This is a genomic window from Flavobacterium haoranii (assembly GCF_009363055.1).
Lineage (GTDB): Bacteria > Bacteroidota > Bacteroidia > Flavobacteriales > Flavobacteriaceae > Flavobacterium > Flavobacterium haoranii.
In genome coordinates this window covers 2313286-2330763 of sequence record NZ_CP045292.1, presented here as the reverse complement: position 1 = coordinate 2330763, position 17478 = coordinate 2313286, and the positions used below count along the sequence as shown (strand labels likewise).

The 17478-nt window shown below is 31.2% G+C and carries 14 protein-coding genes and 2 pseudogenes; all 16 read right to left on the bottom strand.

Going from position 1 to position 17478, the window contains the following annotated elements; all coding sequences use genetic code 11:
• Nucleotides 1-9 precede the first annotated feature (9 nt).
• A complete protein-coding gene (locus GCU34_RS11120; RefSeq protein WP_072782053.1) occupies nt 10-1110 on the bottom strand; it encodes an efflux RND transporter periplasmic adaptor subunit in 1101 nt (366 codons plus the stop codon).
• Between the two features lie 15 nt (nt 1111-1125).
• Complete coding sequence (locus GCU34_RS11115; RefSeq protein ID WP_072782054.1) at nt 1126-1614, bottom strand: GbsR/MarR family transcriptional regulator; 489 nt, start codon at nt 1612-1614, stop codon at nt 1126-1128.
• A gap of 100 nt (nt 1615-1714) precedes the next feature.
• Entirely contained in the window at nt 1715-2179 is a 465-nt protein-coding gene (locus GCU34_RS11110) for a septal ring lytic transglycosylase RlpA family protein (RefSeq protein ID WP_072782056.1), read from the bottom strand.
• Nucleotide 2180: 1 nt separating this feature from the next.
• Nucleotides 2181-2603, bottom strand: a complete 423-nt coding sequence (locus GCU34_RS11105; RefSeq protein ID WP_072782058.1) for a hypothetical protein — start codon at nt 2601-2603, stop codon at nt 2181-2183.
• Between the two features lie 93 nt (nt 2604-2696).
• The gene (locus GCU34_RS11100) at nt 2697-5336 is read right to left on the bottom strand and encodes a TonB-dependent receptor (protein ID WP_072782060.1); all 2640 of its coding nucleotides are present in this window, start codon (nt 5334-5336) and stop codon (nt 2697-2699) included.
• A 169-nt stretch (nt 5337-5505) separates the two neighbouring features.
• Nucleotides 5506-7146 (bottom strand): glucose-6-phosphate isomerase, encoded by a 1641-nt coding sequence (gene pgi / locus GCU34_RS11095; RefSeq protein WP_072782062.1) that lies wholly within the window; start codon nt 7144-7146, stop codon nt 5506-5508.
• Nucleotides 7146-7283 carry a hypothetical protein gene (locus GCU34_RS14130; protein ID WP_262884271.1) on the bottom strand — a complete coding sequence of 46 codons (138 nt, stop codon included), beginning with the start codon at nt 7281-7283 and terminating at the stop codon, nt 7146-7148. The genes pgi and GCU34_RS14130 overlap by 1 nt, the downstream gene beginning before the upstream one ends.
• Nucleotides 7284-7328: 45 nt before the next feature.
• A pseudogene (locus GCU34_RS14125) lies at nt 7329-7639 on the bottom strand (M23 family metallopeptidase); the annotation flags it as partial.
• Nucleotides 7630-8403, bottom strand: a complete 774-nt coding sequence (locus GCU34_RS14005) for a peptidoglycan DD-metalloendopeptidase family protein (protein WP_227658679.1) — start codon at nt 8401-8403, stop codon at nt 7630-7632. The pseudogene GCU34_RS14125 and the gene GCU34_RS14005, both read right to left, overlap by 10 nt.
• Nucleotides 8396-9331: a tryptophan 2,3-dioxygenase family protein gene (locus GCU34_RS11085; RefSeq protein WP_072782064.1), complete on the bottom strand. Its 936-nt coding sequence runs from the start codon at nt 9329-9331 to the stop codon at nt 8396-8398. The genes GCU34_RS14005 and GCU34_RS11085 overlap by 8 nt, the downstream gene beginning before the upstream one ends.
• A complete protein-coding gene (locus GCU34_RS11080; RefSeq protein ID WP_072782066.1) occupies nt 9332-10105 on the bottom strand; it encodes a DUF3108 domain-containing protein in 774 nt (257 codons plus the stop codon).
• Between the two features lie 286 nt (nt 10106-10391).
• Entirely contained in the window at nt 10392-11555 is a 1164-nt protein-coding gene (hppD, locus tag GCU34_RS11075) for a 4-hydroxyphenylpyruvate dioxygenase (RefSeq protein WP_072782068.1), read from the bottom strand.
• Between the two features lie 11 nt (nt 11556-11566).
• On the bottom strand, nt 11567-11953 hold the full coding sequence (locus GCU34_RS11070) for a four helix bundle protein (protein WP_072782070.1): 387 nt from the start codon (nt 11951-11953) through the stop codon (nt 11567-11569).
• A gap of 41 nt (nt 11954-11994) precedes the next feature.
• Nucleotides 11995-13152, bottom strand: coding sequence for a homogentisate 1,2-dioxygenase (locus GCU34_RS11065; RefSeq protein WP_072782072.1), 1158 nt, complete (start codon nt 13150-13152; stop codon nt 11995-11997).
• A gap of 266 nt (nt 13153-13418) precedes the next feature.
• Complete coding sequence (locus GCU34_RS11060; protein WP_072782074.1) at nt 13419-15644, bottom strand: patatin-like phospholipase family protein; 2226 nt, start codon at nt 15642-15644, stop codon at nt 13419-13421.
• Nucleotides 15641-17445, bottom strand: a pseudogene (gene uvrC / locus GCU34_RS11055) (excinuclease ABC subunit UvrC). Before uvrC ends, GCU34_RS11060 begins: the two are co-directional and overlap by 4 nt.
• Between the last annotated feature and the right edge of the window lie 33 nt (nt 17446-17478).

Genomic DNA, 17478 nt, shown 5'->3' with positions numbered 1-17478 from the left:
TATTATATATTATTTTTTGGGATTTAAGATTTCCTCATATTTAGTGGGAACTGGCTTAATTTCTGTTCCTTCCGTTAAAATACCTACCCCTTCAATGATTAATTGATCATTAATTGCTAAACCTTCATCTACAACATAAAAAGAACCTCCTGGAACTTCACGAACTTTAATTGGCACCGCTTTTACTTTATTTTCTTTATCCACTACAAATGCTAAACGTTTATCTTGCATTTCCATAGTCGCTTTTTGAGGGATAACAATTACATCTTTTAAATTTGTTGGTATTTGTACCATTCCTGTATTTCCAGAGCGTAATATCTTTTCTGAATTAGGAAAACTTGCTCTTACATTAAACGAACCCGTTTGTGTATTTGCTTGACCACTAAATGTTTCTATCTTACCTGTTTGATTGTAAACCTTTTCATTACTTAAAACTAAATTTACAGCAGGCATTTGAGCAATTTTATCTTTGAAAGATTTTCCTTCAGCACTCATTAATAAATCTAATTGATCTTTTTCGTTTAAAGAAAAATAAGCATACATTGTTGAAATATCTGACACTCTTGTTAGTGGCTGTGCAGTTTGGCTATTTACATAGCTTCCTAAACGATAAGGGATTGTTCCTATAATTCCGTTTACTGGACTTGTAATAGTAGCGTAATTAATTTGGGCAATTATACTTTGATAAGTACTTTTAGCACTCGCTAAATTTGCTTTAGCAGTTTGTAACTGTACATCGCTTATAATGTTTCTTTCAACTAAAGGAATCAACCTAGTCACTTCAACTTGAGCGGCATCTACACGAGCTTTTGCAGCAGCAGCGTCTTGAGTTGCAGTTTGCGTTTCTAATTTGAATAAAACTTGTCCTTTTTTAACCTCTTGTCCTTCATCAACAAATATTTTTTCAATATAGCCGTCGACTTTTGGACGAATTTCAATATCGACAACCCCTTCCAAAGTGGTTGGATATTCGGCAAGTAAAGTAGTACTCGTTTTCTCAAGAGGCACTACCTTATAACTTCCCACAGGTTTCGCTGTTTGTTGCTGATCGTTTTTACAAGAAAACAATACCACTGAGGCAAAAACAACTGTTAAAAATCTCTTTTTCATAGCAATTTTGGTTCGTTATTTAGTTTCTAAATCTTCTATTTTAAGTATTAAATCGTTTATTAGGTTTTCAAAATCATTAACATATTCACGGTATAATTCCACAACTTTTTGATCTTTTTCATCAAGTGCTTTTAAATTATATTTTGTTTCATAAGCTTTAATTCTTTTTATTATATTTTGTTCAGATTTTACTATTTGTAGATGGTTTTTGATGCGTTCGGATAAACTTGCCGGTTTAAAAAACTTTTTTCTCTCACCACAAACTGTGTAATAAGTTATTTTATTAGTGTCAAGTAATAAATTAATATTTGTAGAAACGGAACTTTTACTTGCACCCGTAATATTAACTAGTTCTTCAAAAGTTAAGTCCTTTTCTCTATTATTTAAAATGATTGTTGCAAAAATTCTAGCAGCTAATGGAGACATATTATGATGTTTTTCAAAATGAACTCCAAATAACTCAATAACCTCTTCCTTTTCTTTTTCTTTTTCCTTATTTAACATGGGAAACTATAATTTCTTGCAAATGTAAAAAAGGTTCGTTTGGTTCGGTAAAAACCGAACTTAATATTTTGTTAAATTTAATTCAAGCTAATCTTAAGAATTATTCTTCGATAACTTCAATATTAACATCAATAAAACCTCTTGATGTGTTGTGAGAAATTTCCATGAAGGCTTTTTTGGACAAATCGATTTCTCGACCTCTTACAAAAGGACCTCTATCGTTTACTGTTACAACAACAGACTTATTATTTTTAGGGTTTGTAATAAGTAATTTGGTTCCAAATTTAAACTTTCGGTGTGCCGCAGTATATTTAGAATTGTCGAATTTTTCACCACTGGCAGTTTTTCGTCCATTAAATTTATTGTGATAATAAGAAGCATGGACATTATTCTTATAAAGTTTTAAAGAATAATAGGCAACAGAATCTACTCGAACTGAATCGTTTTTTATAGAATCTAGAAAAGTAGCTTTATTACAATCGCTAGAACGCGGCATTGCAATAAAACTACTTGCTAATATAAATACTGCAATTAGATAACCTAATATGCGTTTTATTTTTTTCATTTTAGCTCATCCACTCTAACCAAGGGATACGAGATAATATTAAAATTAATCCAATTGTATAGAAAACTGCAATTTTTTTGAACTTCCCGTTATTGCTTTCTTCTTTTTTATGTTTAGACCAACCCATTGTAATTAAAACTAATGCAATTACATTAATTAACGGGTGTTCTAATGAAGTTAAACGAGCACTTTTTTCCATGTTTCCTAATAAAGCAACTCCTTTGGGAGATACAAAATACAGAATAAGCCCTAATAACAATTGTAAATGTGAAACAATAAGTGCAAATAATGATAAACGTAAATCTTTATCTTTAAATAATCTTTTTCCTGTTAATCCTGTAATAGCATTAAGCGATGCGAAAAATAATAATGCCAAAACGATGTAGGCAAAAATTGAATGTGCTGTTTGAATAGCTGTATACATAAATAGTTAGTTTTAGTACATACAAATATATAAAAATAAAAAAAGCCTTTTGGTGAAAATACCAAAAGGCTTGTAAATAAACTAAACTAGTTTTTAGAAATTATAACGAATAGCAAAGTTCCATGTTCTTCCTAAACCAAAGAAACCAGAGTTTGTAACATTAATACCATTCCAAGTAGTATCTCCAGATGTTGCTTGGTTTGCAGTTGTTAATTCAGATAAATAAACTTCATCAAAAACATTGTTCATATTAAAACGGAAACCAACAGAATTCTTTTTATCTTTTCCTACAAATAATTTATACGATAATCCAGCATCTACTAAATCGTAAGATGGTAATTCAAAATTATCTTTTCTTGCAGAAACGTTTGCATATAATTTATCATAGTTTCTCCAATCTGCATCAATTGAGAAGTTTTTGAATATTTCATATTTAGCACCTAATCCCCAAGTAGTTTGAGCAGCATCACCTACTTTTCCTCCATCAACATCAACTTTAGAAATATCTAAAGGATTTAAATTTTCATCTCTTCTAGTTTGCACAGAATTTCCTTTATATTGCCAATTACCAAAAGATGCAAAACCTTTTACATCTAAACCAGAAAGAGGTTTAACAACAAAATCAACTTCAACACCACTGTGTAATTGCTCGTCATTTTGACTTGATGTATATACTAAATCACCTGCTAATAAATCTGTAGTTCCAATTGTAGTATCAGCTGCTAAAACAGTTGAAGTTGTAGTTACTCTGTTTTTCCAAGAAGTTCTGTAAACATTAACATTAGCAACAAAAATATTTGAAGTAAAACTATAACCTGCTTCAATACCTAAAACATCTTCATTAGAAGTTAATGGGTTAACAGCATTTGTATAATTTAAATAAATATTATCGTGATAAGGTTGACGAGAATAGAAACCTGCATTAGCAAAAAAAGCATGTTTTTCAGTAACATTATAAGATGCCCCTCCTTTTACATTAAATCCAAAGTTATCAACTTTTTTAGAATCTTTTGCTTCAGGTAAATAATCATAACGATCAAATCTTTGGTGATATTGTTGCGAAGCTGAACCTTGGAAGAAAGCTGAGAATTTATCTGTAGCATATTCTAATTGACCAAAAACTCCACCGTAAGAAATTCTTTCACTATAATCGTAATCAATTCTTTGATCTTCTCCTATAGTATTAAACATTGCTTCCCAAGGTCTAGCAATACCATAATCTGTTACTGTGTTCGACACAACATTTCCAGAAGGTAAATCAAAACTATTTTTAAGATTTCTAGATTCTGTCCAAGAATTTAACCCTAAAAAGTTAGCAACTTGTCTATAGTGTGTACCATAATAAGAACGAATATCTAAACCAGCATTAAAAGATAAATTTTCAGATAATTTCTTCTTTAAATTAGTTACCATACCATACCAAGCATGATTGTTCATAGAAGCTCTAATTAAATATGTTCCATTACCAAACATTCCTTCTCCATTAGCAGATTGATTATTTGCGTAAATCGCATCAAAATCAACATGTCCATCAGCGGTTCTTACTCTCGAACCGTAATTACCAGTTCCGCCACCTCTTCCCCAAGAAGCATATAATACTGTTGATAATTGAGTTTTCTCACTAATATTATAATCCCAGTTTAAGTTAGCAACTGGTTTGTGATAGAAATTTGTTCTCTCAGATAAATATTGTCCGTTTAAATAACCATAATTATCATTATACTTTCTACCATATTGTAAATATTTACTAATTGACTTAGTATAATTTTGATCGTGATATTGAGGAGCTCCTGTTAATAAGAAATTAAAACTATGCTTTTCACTTGGTTTGTAACCAAATGATATAAAATAGTTTTGACCTTCTCCTTTAGTTCCCATATTGTATCCATCACCTTGCCAATGAGACAACATAACACTGAAACCAAATCCTTTTTTAGACATCCCTGTATTATAACCAACAGTTGATTTAAAATAATCGTTATTTGCTACACCCATAGATGCAAAACCACCTTGTTTTTTATCAGTTGCTTTAGTTACAAAGTTCACAGTTCCTCCTACTGAAGAAATAGCTAATTTAGAAGATCCTAAACCTCTTTGAATTTGTATAACATTAGCAATATCAGACATTCCTGACCAGTTTGACCAATACATTTTACCATCTTCCATTCCATTAATTGGTTGACCATTTAATAAGAATGCTGTATTATCTTGTTGGAAACCACGAACCGTAATTCTAGAATCTCCATAACCACCAGATTGACCAGCAACATAAACTGAAGGCGTATTAACTAATGCTTGCGTTACATCAGCAGTACCAACTTTAGCTTGAATTTCCGCTGCCTTTACAGTAGAAACTGCGATAGGCGTTTTTCTGTCTTTTGCTAAGTCAATAATTCCAGAACCTACGACTACAACGCCTTCTAACTGATTTTCATCAGCTGTTAAATTTACATTTCCTAAGTTAGCACTACCATTAAAAGAAACTGTAGATTTTTGAAAACCTAAATAAGTTACAACAATTTGTCCTGAAGTTTGACTTGTTGTAATTTCGAATTTTCCATCAAAATCTGTTGTAGCACCATCTGTAGTACCTTTTACTACAACATTTGCACCTGCTAAAGGTTCATTGAATTCTCCATCTAAAATTACTCCAGTAATTTTTGTTTGAGAAAAAACTGTTAAGGATGTTAAAAAGAACAATCCAAATAATAATTTCTTTGTAAAACTTCTCATTTGTCGTTTTTTAAATAATTTTTTTGCAAATTTCATTTAGTTTGACAGAATAAAAGTTAAGAAATTGTTAACAATAAACAACTTATTAAAAACTTAAAAAAAATAAGCCTTTTAACGATTTTTTTAAATATTTAATCGATAAAAGACTTATAAGATATATTTAATGTTTTTATAAAGACAGAAAATTACGAAGTAAAAATTCAGTTGAGGCATCATGCGCATTAACTTTTGCCTCATTTATTTCAGATAAAATAGAATTAGCCAATTGTTTTCCTAACTCAACTCCCCATTGGTCATAACTGAAAATATTCCAAATTACACCTTGTACAAAAATTTTGTGTTCATACAATGCAATTAACGAACCTAAAGTTTCTGGAGTTAACGAATCGATTAACAATGTATTCGTTGGTTTATTTCCAGCAAACACTTTAAATGGTAAAAGATACTCGGCAAATTCTCCAGAAATTCCTTGTTTCTCAAATTCAGCTTGTACTTGTTTTTCGGTTTTCCCCATTAGCAAAGCTTCGGTTTGAGCGAAGAAGTTCGACATCAATTTATTGTGATGATCTTCATTTCCGTAAAGCGATTTTTTGAAACCAATAAAATCTGTTGGAATCAATTTGGTTCCTTGATGGATTAATTGGAAAAATGCATGTTGTGAATTAGTTCCTGGTTCGCCCCAAATGATAGTTCCCGTTTGATAATTTACTGGATTTCCATCTCTACCAATACTTTTTCCGTTACTTTCCATAATTCCTTGTTGTAAATAAGGAGCTAATTTTTGCAAATATTGGGTATATGGAATTAAAGCTTCTGTTTCTGCACCAAAGAAGTTGTTGTACCAAACGCTTAACAATGCCAACACAACTGGAATATTCTGTGAAAAATCGGCTGTTTTAAAATGTGTATCCATTTTGTTGGCGCCCGTTAATAAAGCATCGAAATTGTTGTAACCAACACCTAATGCAATAGATAAACCTACAGCGCTCCAAAGCGAAAATCTTCCACCAACCCAGTCCCACATCGGAAAAATATTATCTTCTGCAATACCGAATTCGGTTACTTTTTGAATATTGGTTGAAACAGCAACAAAGTGCTTTGCAACATCTTCTTGTTTTGCTGATTGTAAGAACCAACTTCTAATAGTTTCAGCATTAGACAAAGTTTCTTGCGTAGTAAAGGTTTTGGAAACAATTACAAAAAGTGTCGTTTCCGGATTTAATTTTTTGATTACTTCTTGAACATGATCACCATCTACATTTGATACAAAATGTACGTTTAAGTGATTTTTATAAAATTGCAAAGCCTCAACCACCATTGCCGGACCTAAATCGGATCCACCAATTCCAATATTCACTACATCAGTAAAAGCTTTTCCTGAGTAACCTTTTGCATTTTCTGAAATAATTTTTTCTGAAAAAACTTTAATTTTTTCTTTAACTGCATACACCTCTGGCATTACGTTTTCACCATCAACTAATACTACTTCGTCTTTTTTGGCGCGTAAGGCTGTGTGTAATACGGCTCTTTTTTCAGTTTCATTTATTTTATCTCCACCAAAATAACTTCCGATAGCTTCTTTTAATCCAATTTCGTTTGCTAATTCTAAAAGCAAAGCCAATGTTTTTTCATTGATTTTATTCTTCGAATAATCTACTAAAAACTTTTCCCATTTTATATGGAACTTTTCGGCACGATTAGCATCTTCTTGAAACATTTCTTGCATAGACACATTGTACATTTCTTCGAAATGCTCTCTAATTTTTTGCCATGCCACTGTACCCGACGGATTAATAGATTCTAAGCTCATTATTGATTGAATTTAACTTTTAAAATACTATCTAACTCTTTTTTATAAGGTTTTATATACTCCAAATATTTTTTTCTTTCTCCCTCTTCCATAGGTTCAGCATTGGGTAAATTTTGTCTAAAAGGATCTACTTGCACACCATTTTTCCAAAAACGATAACAAACGTGAGGACCTGTAGCTAAACCAGTACTACCAACTTTACCAATAGTTTGTCCTTGAGAAACATATTGCCCTTTTTAACCAAAATTTTTGACATATGTAAATATTGCGTAGAATAAGTACTGTTGTGGCGAACTTTTACATAATTTCCATTACCAGCAGTATAACCAGTTCTTTCTACCACACCCGCAGCAGTAGTTTTAATTGGCGTTCCGTGAGGTGCCGCATAATCGGTACCATTATGAGCTTTCCATCTTCCTTGAACTGGGTGAAAACGACGTGCCGAAAAACGAGAAGAAATTCTAAAGAAATCTAATGGTGCTTTTAAAAACATTGATTTAAGAGCTTTACCATTTTCATCGTAATAACTTTCTCCTTTATCTTTTTCTTTTTATATGGAAATGCAAAATAATCTTTTCCTTTATGCTGAAAATAAGTAGATTCTACTTTCTCAATTCCAACATAAATAGAATCTTCAATAAATTTCTCATATAATGTTACCGCAAACTTATCGCCTTTTTGAATTTTAAAGAAGTCAATAGAATAAGCATAAACTCCAGCTAATTTTGGAGCCAAAGACGCACTTGCACCCGCTTTGTCTAAAGTTTCAGAAAGCGAACCTTCAATTTCAGCAGCAATAGTTCTTTTTCTAATTGAAGTTGGTTTTTGTTTATTTTGAACAACTACAGAATCTCTTAAATCTATAACTGTATAGTTAATTTTATCTTTTACGTAAACAAATGCTTTTAAATTTTTAGGATTTTTTTTGTCTAAAAAAACTATAAAAGGTTTACCTGCTTTAATTCCTCTAAGGTTGAATGAATCTTTAACTTTTTCGGTTAATTGGTGCACATTCATACTATCAGGTAAAAAATAATCTTGCAATAAAGTTCCAAAAGTATCTCCCGAATGAATTGTATCTTCAATTACTTTAAAATCGTTGTAAACGAAATCGTAATTTTTTACAATAGGTTCTGCTTTTATGTCTTCAACGCTTCTCTTAACAGGATTTTTTTTATCAGAATTACAACCAATTATTAATAAGGCAAATACAAAAGTTAAATATTTCAATTCTTTTATTTTTAATTTTTTAAACATTTTCTCCCCAACTATCTAGCTCCTCTTTTGACCAAAGTTCAGGAAAGAAAATTCTTCTTTGATACTTTGGCAACATATATTTCTTCCAATCACTACCTCCAGTTGCTTCACCATTTCCGGTTTTATCACTTTCAATATATTTCTTAGCAGCATTAAAATGTCCCATAACCCAAGTAATGTTTACAGTTTTGTCGTAATGACGCATAGCTTCTACTAAGGCAGGATTTTTTTGATCGTTTTCTGGTAATTGTTTAAATTTTCTCCAAATATTTATGGTATTATATTCTTCCATAAAATCTAGAAATTCTTTTTTGTATTTCTTTTCAAATTGTTGAATTAAATACGATTTTTCACCAGTTTGATAATCTTTTCCTGCTGCTTGCCAATATAAATGTTCGAAAGCATGTTCGTATGGTGTATTTCTATCAATTGTAGCTCTAAAACGATAATCAATTAAATTAATTAAATCGGTAGAAGCAAATTCAATTAAACGGTATTGAGCACTTTGAAAACCACTAGCTGGCGTGAGAGTATGGCGGAATTTTAAGTATTGTTCTGGCTCCATACCATCTGTCATAATCGTAAAAGAAGTCGTTAACATATCAAAATAACGACTAATTCTTCCCATTTTTTCAGTAAAATATTCTGTTAAAGGCTTTTCTGTATGACACAGTTGATCAATTTCCCATAGTATCATTTTAAATAATAATTCATTAACTTGATGGTACATGATAAAAACCATTTCATCAGGTAAAGTTGTTCTTTGTATTTGTAAATTTAGTAAAGCATCCGTTTGAATATAATCCCAATATGTAATAGGTTTCGACCACAAAAGACCTTCTAAATGCGTTTCTGTACTTTGATTTATTTTCTTGAATTTATCTTCAAGTTTATCTATTTGTTCTAGATACTTTACTGTAGTTTCCATTTATTCTGCAATTACTTTAAATGAATTCTTCAACCCTTTAAAAGCATCTAAATCGGCTTTAAGCGAACCTACTGCCAAACTAGCTTTTAATCGGATAGGAATTCTATTGTTATCATCTGATATCCAAACAGTTAAACTCTCTTCTTCTTTAAAAACTCGACCTGCTTGAACATATGGACGAAATACCATACATGAAATTTTACCAAATTTAGTACTTATATTTTCTCGTCCAATGAATTTTAACTTAAACTTGGTTGTTTCATCATCAAAAAACATATCAATATTTACTGATTGTCCAACTTGAAGTTTATCAATTCCTGGATAATTTCTTAGGTAATAAAAAGACGATACTATATCTTGAACATTTTCAGGAACAGAAAATGTTTTTTCGGTTTTCTTTTTGTAGTCTTTTACAAGTACAGTATTTTTATCTTGATTAAAAAAACCTTCTTGATTTTTAGTGTAGCCTCCTTCATCAATCTTGCGAACAAATTGATAAGGCTTACCTGTTTCTTTATCAAAATAACTTTGATAATCGTCTTGGACTTCAAAAAACATTTTTGTCATACCTGTCGTCCAGCCTTTACCCAGAACATGATGTACCTTTTTACTGTTTTTGGTTGCTTCTTTAATTTCTAAAGTAGCATAACCTGCATTAACAAAACCATAATGAATTCTTAGTCGAAACCATTCGCCAGTTGTAAAAACATCTTGTTGACTTACAAAAGAATTGGTAGTAATAAAGATTAATAAGAGTAATGCAATTTTTTTCATGTTTTTTGTTTTTTAGTTAGAAAATTGCAATTTTCGTTCCAAAAATACTAAACAAAAAAACCCAGCCAAAATTAATGACTGAGTTTTTATGCTATTAACCAACCAAAAACTATAAATTATGAAAAACTTATATACAAAATGGAAAATTTTACCTTTCTGTTTTGCGAGTGCAAAGGTACAGCTATTTTGAATATTTTTTAATCAAAATTCAACTTTAACACTTTTAACACAATAAATGTTTTTTTTAGATTGGTTTTATTAACAATTTTTCAATAAAACGTTTTTTTTATAATGTACCTCTTAAAGCTTGCTCTCTTTCAATTGACTCAAAAAGGGCTTTAAAGTTACCTGCACCGAATCCACGTGCCCCCATTCTTTGAATAATTTCAAAGAAAAGTGTTGGACGATCTTCTACAGGCTTAGTGAAAATTTGTAATAAATATCCTTCTTCATCTGCATCAATCATAATACCTAATTTTTGTAATTCATTGATATCTTCTTTGAATTTAGACATATGATCTTTCAATCTTTCAGGAATTGCATCGTAATAAGCTTGTGGTGGAGTACTTAAAAATTCTACGCCACGAGAACGCATATCTGCTACTGTTTTAATAATATCATCTGTAGCTACTGCAATATGTTGAACTCCTTCGTCTTCATAAAAATCTAAATACTCTTCAATTTGAGAACGTTTTTTACCATTTGCAGGTTCGTTAATTGGAAATTTAATTCTTCCGTTTCCGTTACTCATTACTTTAGACATTAACGCAGAATACTCAGTAGTAATTTGTTTGTCATCAAAAGAAAGGAAGTTTACAAATCCCATTACATCTTCAAACCATTTTACAGCTTCATTCATTCGGTTCCAACCTGTATTCCCAACCATGTGGTCGATATATTTTAAGCCAACAGGTTCCGGATTGTAATCAGATTTCCACTCGCTGTAACCAGGCATAAAAATTCCATTATAGTTTTTACGCTCAACGAAAACAAATACTGTTTCTCCGTATGCACCATAAATACCGGCACGTACTACTTCTCCATTTTCGTCTTTCTCTACTACTGGTTCAAAATATGATTTTGCACCACGCTTAGTTGTTTCTTCGTATGATTTACGAGCATCTTCAACCCAAAGTGCAATTACTTTTACACCATCTCCATGTTTTTTTACATGCTCACCAATAGGTGAGTTGCTATTTAATGCTGTTGTTAAAACTAAACGAATTTTGTCTTGTTTTAAAACGTAAGAAGCTCTATCTTTTACTCCAGTTTCTAATCCTGCATAAGCTAATGATTGAAAACCGAATGCTGTTTTATAAAAATGAGCCGCTTGTTTTGCATTACCAACATAAAACTCTACATAATCTGTTCCTAATAAAGGTAAAAAGTCTTGCGCTCCTTCAAATATTTTTTCTAATCCGTATTCTACTGATTTTATTTCGTTACTCATGATATTGCGAATTAATTAATTAGCGTTTTAGCGAATTGTTTTTTTGATGTGCTAATTATTTTGTTTAACATTTTTAATATACTATTTAATTTTTCTAATAACCCAATTGGATTTGGGTAGTTTTCTAAGTTTTCACATAGAAATAACCAATATTCTGTTTCATCAGCTTCTTTTAGGGCAATTTTCAGTTTATGTATAAAATCTGCTTTGCTTTCTGCATTTTGCGCCTCTTTAATGTTTGCGCCTATTGAAGTGCCAGATCGAACAATTTGTCTTAAAATTACAAATTTTTTATTTTCATCTAACAACTCCGAATATTTTACAATCATTAATGCAAATTCAAATGATTCTTTTAAAACAGGGTTGTTTTTATATTTTTCACTATTTGTAAAATTCATAATAATAAATTCGCATATCCGCTAATTGAAACATTAACTAATTATTCTAACCAAGATTGGTAATATTTATCATCTGCAATTTTCATTGCTTCTTCAGTAACCATTAATGGTTTAAAAGTATCTACCATTACTGCTAGTTCTTCCGTATCTACTTTACCAATACTTCTTTCTGTAGCTCCAGGATGTGGACCATGAGGAATTCCAGCTGGATGTAATGAAATATGACCTGCTTCGATATCGTTTCTACTCATAAAGTCACCATCTACATAATACAATACCTCATCGCTATCAATATTGCTATGATTGTATGGTGCTGGAATTGCTTGTGGATGATAATCGTATAAACGAGGCACAAACGAACAAATTACAAAAGCATCTGTTTCAAATGTTTGATGCACTGGTGGCGGTTGGTGAATTCTTCCTGTTATAGGTTCGAAATCATGAATAGAAAAAGCATACGGATAGTTATAACCATCATAACCCACTACATCAAATGGATGTGATGCATAAACCATATCGAAAATTTCATCTTTTTTCTTAATCTTAATTAAAAACTCACCTTTTTCATCATAAGTTTCTAATTCTTCAGGACGACGAATATCTCGTTCGCAAAATGGTGAATGCTCTAATAATTGTCCGAACCAGTTTCTATATCTTTTTGGTGTATAAATTGGTCGGTGCGATTCTACAATAAACAAACGATTATCTTCGGTATCAAAATCTATTTTATAAATCATTCCGCGAGGAATAACTAGATAATCTCCATATTTGAAATCTAAATTTCCTAACATGGTTCTTAATTTACCTGTTCCTTTATGAATAAAAATTACTTCATCAGAATCGGTATTTTTATAAAAATATTCTGTTGTTGACTTTTTTGGCGCAGCCAAAACGATATGACAATCAGAATTTGTTAAAACAATTTTTCGACTTTCTAAAAAATCGTCTTGAGGAGCAACTTGAAATCCTCTTAATCTATACGATTGAATATTGTTTTCTTTAGCAATTTTTGGAGCAACCGAATATTGTCCTTTGATTTCTTTAACCATTGTAGGACGGTGCTCATGATACATATTGGTTGACATTCCGTCGAAACCGATGGTGCCAAAAAGCTGTTCATAATACAAATCTCCGTTTTCTTTGCGGAACTGAATATGACGTTTGTGTGGAATTTTTCCTAGTTTATGATAAATTGGCATCTTCTTTAAGTTTAAAATTTGAAGTTTAAAAGTTAAAAGTTAATACTAAAAACTTTGGTTCTAAATCAAAAAGAAATTAACTCATTCAGGATTTCTCTTGATGAGGAATTTTAAGTGTGATAGTAAACCTTGCCATTTTAGTTGCATCTGTAAATAACTGTTTTATTTATCAATCAGATGGAATTCGCCTGCCAAATTTAATCCATTAATATTTTTTGCCAAAGCGCATTTCATATTTACAAATATCGTAAAAAAAATTGAATTTTTTAAAACCAAAATCCAACACTAAACCAAGTGAAATGTTTATGTGTTTCTGGCGACCAAGAATGCTTAATTTCTACAGGCCCAATAATTGACTCCACACCATAACCGATAGCATAACCTGAATAAGTAGGTTTTGTAAACCAATTCTCTGTTGCATTAAAAATTTTATTACCAACATTTGCATAATTAGCAATCACATTGAAATGATGTTTTTTAAATATTCTGTAATCTAAGGTTACTGATCCTTTTACATAGCTGTCACCTACAATGCTAATGTTGTCGTAGCCATAAAAAGATCTCAAATTATTGACAGGAAAGAATCCGTATCCACCTAAAGCAAAATCAAAAAAATTAGTTGTTTTTTCTCCTACATGAAAACCTCCTTCTGACTGAACTTTTAATGTTATCTTCTTGAAAAATGTTTGAGCAAAGCCCATGTCTGCTTTTGCAATGGTAAACTTTTCAAAATCATTATTATAATCTGAAGAATAAAATAAATACTTTAATTCACCATTAAAATACCAACCTTTTCTTGGAAAGTATTTTTGATCAAATGAATCGAATTTCATGTAGCCAAACAACGATAAATAATCACTATTTTCGAATACGGGTCTAATATTAGCTACAGTTTCTGATTCGATTTTTAATAATTTATGCTCTAAACCAGCTCCTATAGAAAATTTTTGAGCAAATAAAGTTTGAAGATAAGCCTGATTTGTTAAATCTTGATAATCTACATTAATCGAATTTACACCTAAATCACTTAATGTTAGTCCATTATTAAAATCATTTGGTACATTTCTATTAAATTTTTGCATTTTTGAATTAACACCAAAACTCCAATAAAAACCATTATCAATGTAATAATTAAAGTTATAGCGTAAATGGTCGCCTACTACAAAATCGAATGAGAAAACATCATTTTTAGCAATCAAGTTCTTTTTTGTGTAATTTAAAAGTACACCTGTTTTAAATAAATCATCATAGTGAACTCCAAATCGTAAATAGGTATCGTTCTTCTTTTCTGTTAGATAAACGATTAACTTGTCACCATTTTCATTTAAATATTCAAATGCATAATTTATTGCAGAAAAATTTTGTGTAGCATTTAAATTGTTAATTCCTTTTTGTAGATCACGCAAGCTTACTTTTGTATTTTCTTTAATTTTTAATTTCCCCAAAATATAAGCTCTTGTATAATTTTGGTTGCCATTTATTTGAATTTTTTTTATGAAAATTGAATCCTGAAAGTTAGTTACGCCTTCATTTTTATAGTTTATATTTTCAAAATTTTTTAGTTCATCAATATGAGATAATGCCGCCTTAACTCCTTTGGGGATAATTTCCTCACCTTCGTCGAATGAAACCACATTATAACCTTTTATGTCAGGTTTAATATATATATCAGTCAATTTTCGCTTTAACTCCATTTTCTCTATCATCGAGAAATTAGTAATTTGAACCAAAACCCCTGTGGCTCCTTTTAAATTATCTTTGTCTTTTAATCCATCTTGAACATCAACGCCAATTATTATATCAGCTCCTTTTGCCCTTACAAGCTCTACCGGATAATTATTCACAACTCCACCATCAACTAATAATTTACCATCAATTTCTATCGGATTATATAAAGACGGAATTGCACCGCTGGCAATCATACTTTGTGGTAAAATTCCAGATTCTAAAACCACTTCTTTACCAGTCTCAACATCTGTTGCTATACAGAAAAATGGTATCGGTAAATTTGAAAACTCATTAACATGACTAACATGCATTGTTAATCTTGTCAATAAATTATAATTATATAAACCTTTTGAAAGAGCTGTAGGTAAACCAATTTTAAACTTATCAAATGGTAAGGTTAAGGCATATATTTCATCATTACGCTTTTCATAAAACGTCTTGGAATCTCTAGGCGTATAATCTTGAATTAGTGCTTCAGTATCTACTTTACTAAAAATAGAATCTAACTGTTTCGCATTGTATCCAGATGCATACAAACCTCCAATAATTGCACCCATACTTGTTCCCCCAATATAATCTACTTTTATACCGAGCGAATCTATAACTTTGAGCACACCAATATGCGCCAAACCTTTTGCACCACCACCACTTAGAACAACTCCAATTTTGGGTTTTTTGGTATTTAGATTTAACGAATCAATGTCTTGTGATAAGCTGATTTGGGGAATCAATAGTAGGCTTAAGAACAAGAAAAAATGTTTCATTCCTTTTTAGGATTCAATGTTTGGTAAAATTCGGAAATTTTTTTGGCTTTTGAAAGTCCAACTACTGCAGATATTTCATTTTCTGTAGCATTTTGCAACCTTTTAACACTTTTGAAATGTTTAAGTAACGTTACCATCGTTTTTTCGCCAATTCCAGGAATTGTTTCTAACGAAGTTTGCAAAGCTGATTTACTTCTTCTATCTCGGTGATGTGTGATTCCAAATCGGTGTGCTTCGTTTCGCAAATGCTGAATGGTTTTTAAAGTTTCCGATTTTTTATCTAAATACAAAGGCACTGGATCTTCCGGATAAAACAGTTCTTCTAATCTTTTGGCAATGCCAATAATTGCAATTTTTCCTCGCAATCCTAAATCGTCTAAACTTTTTAAGGCCGATGACAACTGTCCTTTTCCACCATCAATAATGATTAACTGAGGTAATGGTTGATTTTCGTCCAATAATCGTTTGTATCTTCGATACACCACTTCTTCCATCGAAGCAAAATCGTTTGGACCTTCAACTGTTTTAATATTAAAATGACGATAGTCTTTTTTACTCGGTTTTCCGTCTTTAAAAACCACACAAGCTGCAACCGGATTGGTTCCTTGAATATTGGAGTTATCAAAACATTCAATATGACGCGGTTCAACCGAAAGTCGTAAATCTTTCTTCATTTGCGCCATGATTCGATTGGCATGACGATCAGGATCTACAATTTTAATTTGTTTCAACTGATCTAATCGGTAATGTTTAGCATTACGTTCCGACAAATCGAGAATTTGTTTTTTGTCGCCCAATTTTGGTACGGTAACTTTAATATTTTCGCCCAAATCGACTTCAAACGGCACAATAATTTCTCTGGAAAGCAAATGGAAACGCTCTCTCAATTCAACAATGGCTAGTTCTAAAAGTTCCTGATCAGTTTCTTCCAATTTCTTTTTCAGTTCCAATGTATGCGATCGAATAATGGCTCCGTGTGAAATCTGTAAAAAGTTAACATACGCCATCGTTTCATCTGAAATAATGGAAAACACATCAATATTGGTAATCTTCGGATTTAAAATGGTTGATTTTGCCTGATAGTTTTCTAAAACATCAATTTTATCTTTTATTTTTGGGCTTCTTCAAACTTCATGTCTTCCGCTAATTCCATCATGAGCTTCTTGAAATCCTTCAAACTTTCTTTGAAATTCCCTTTTAAAATTTCGCGAATCGCTTGAATTTGGTCTTGATAATTTTGCAGCGTTTGATAGCCTTCACACGGACCTTTACAATTTCCGATATGATATTCTAAACACACTTTATATTTTCCAGAATCGATATTGGCTTTCGATAAATCGAAATTACACGTTCGCAACGGATACAATTCTTTAATCAAATCGAGAAGGGTGTGAACTGTTTTTCCACTCGTGTAAGGTCCAAAATATTCCGAACCGTCTTTAATCATTTTTCGGGTTTGAAACACTCTCGGAAAAGCTTCGTTCTTAATACAAATCCACGGATAACTTTTATCATCTTTCAACAATACATTATAGCGCGGTTGTAACTTCTTGATCAAATTGTTTTCTAAAAGCAACGCATCGGTTTCGGTAGGAACCACAATATGTTTGATAGACACTATCTTTTTTACTAAAACCGAAGTTTTGTAATTATCGTGGTGTTTACTGAAATAAGATTGAACTCTTTTTTTTAAGTTTTTGGCTTTACCCACATAAAGAATTTTCCCATCTTTATCATAGTATTGATACACTCCGGGACCATCGGGTAAAGTTTGTATTTGAAGTTCTAGTGGCGACTGCATTTTTTGAAGAAAAGAATGAACAACAAAGATAAA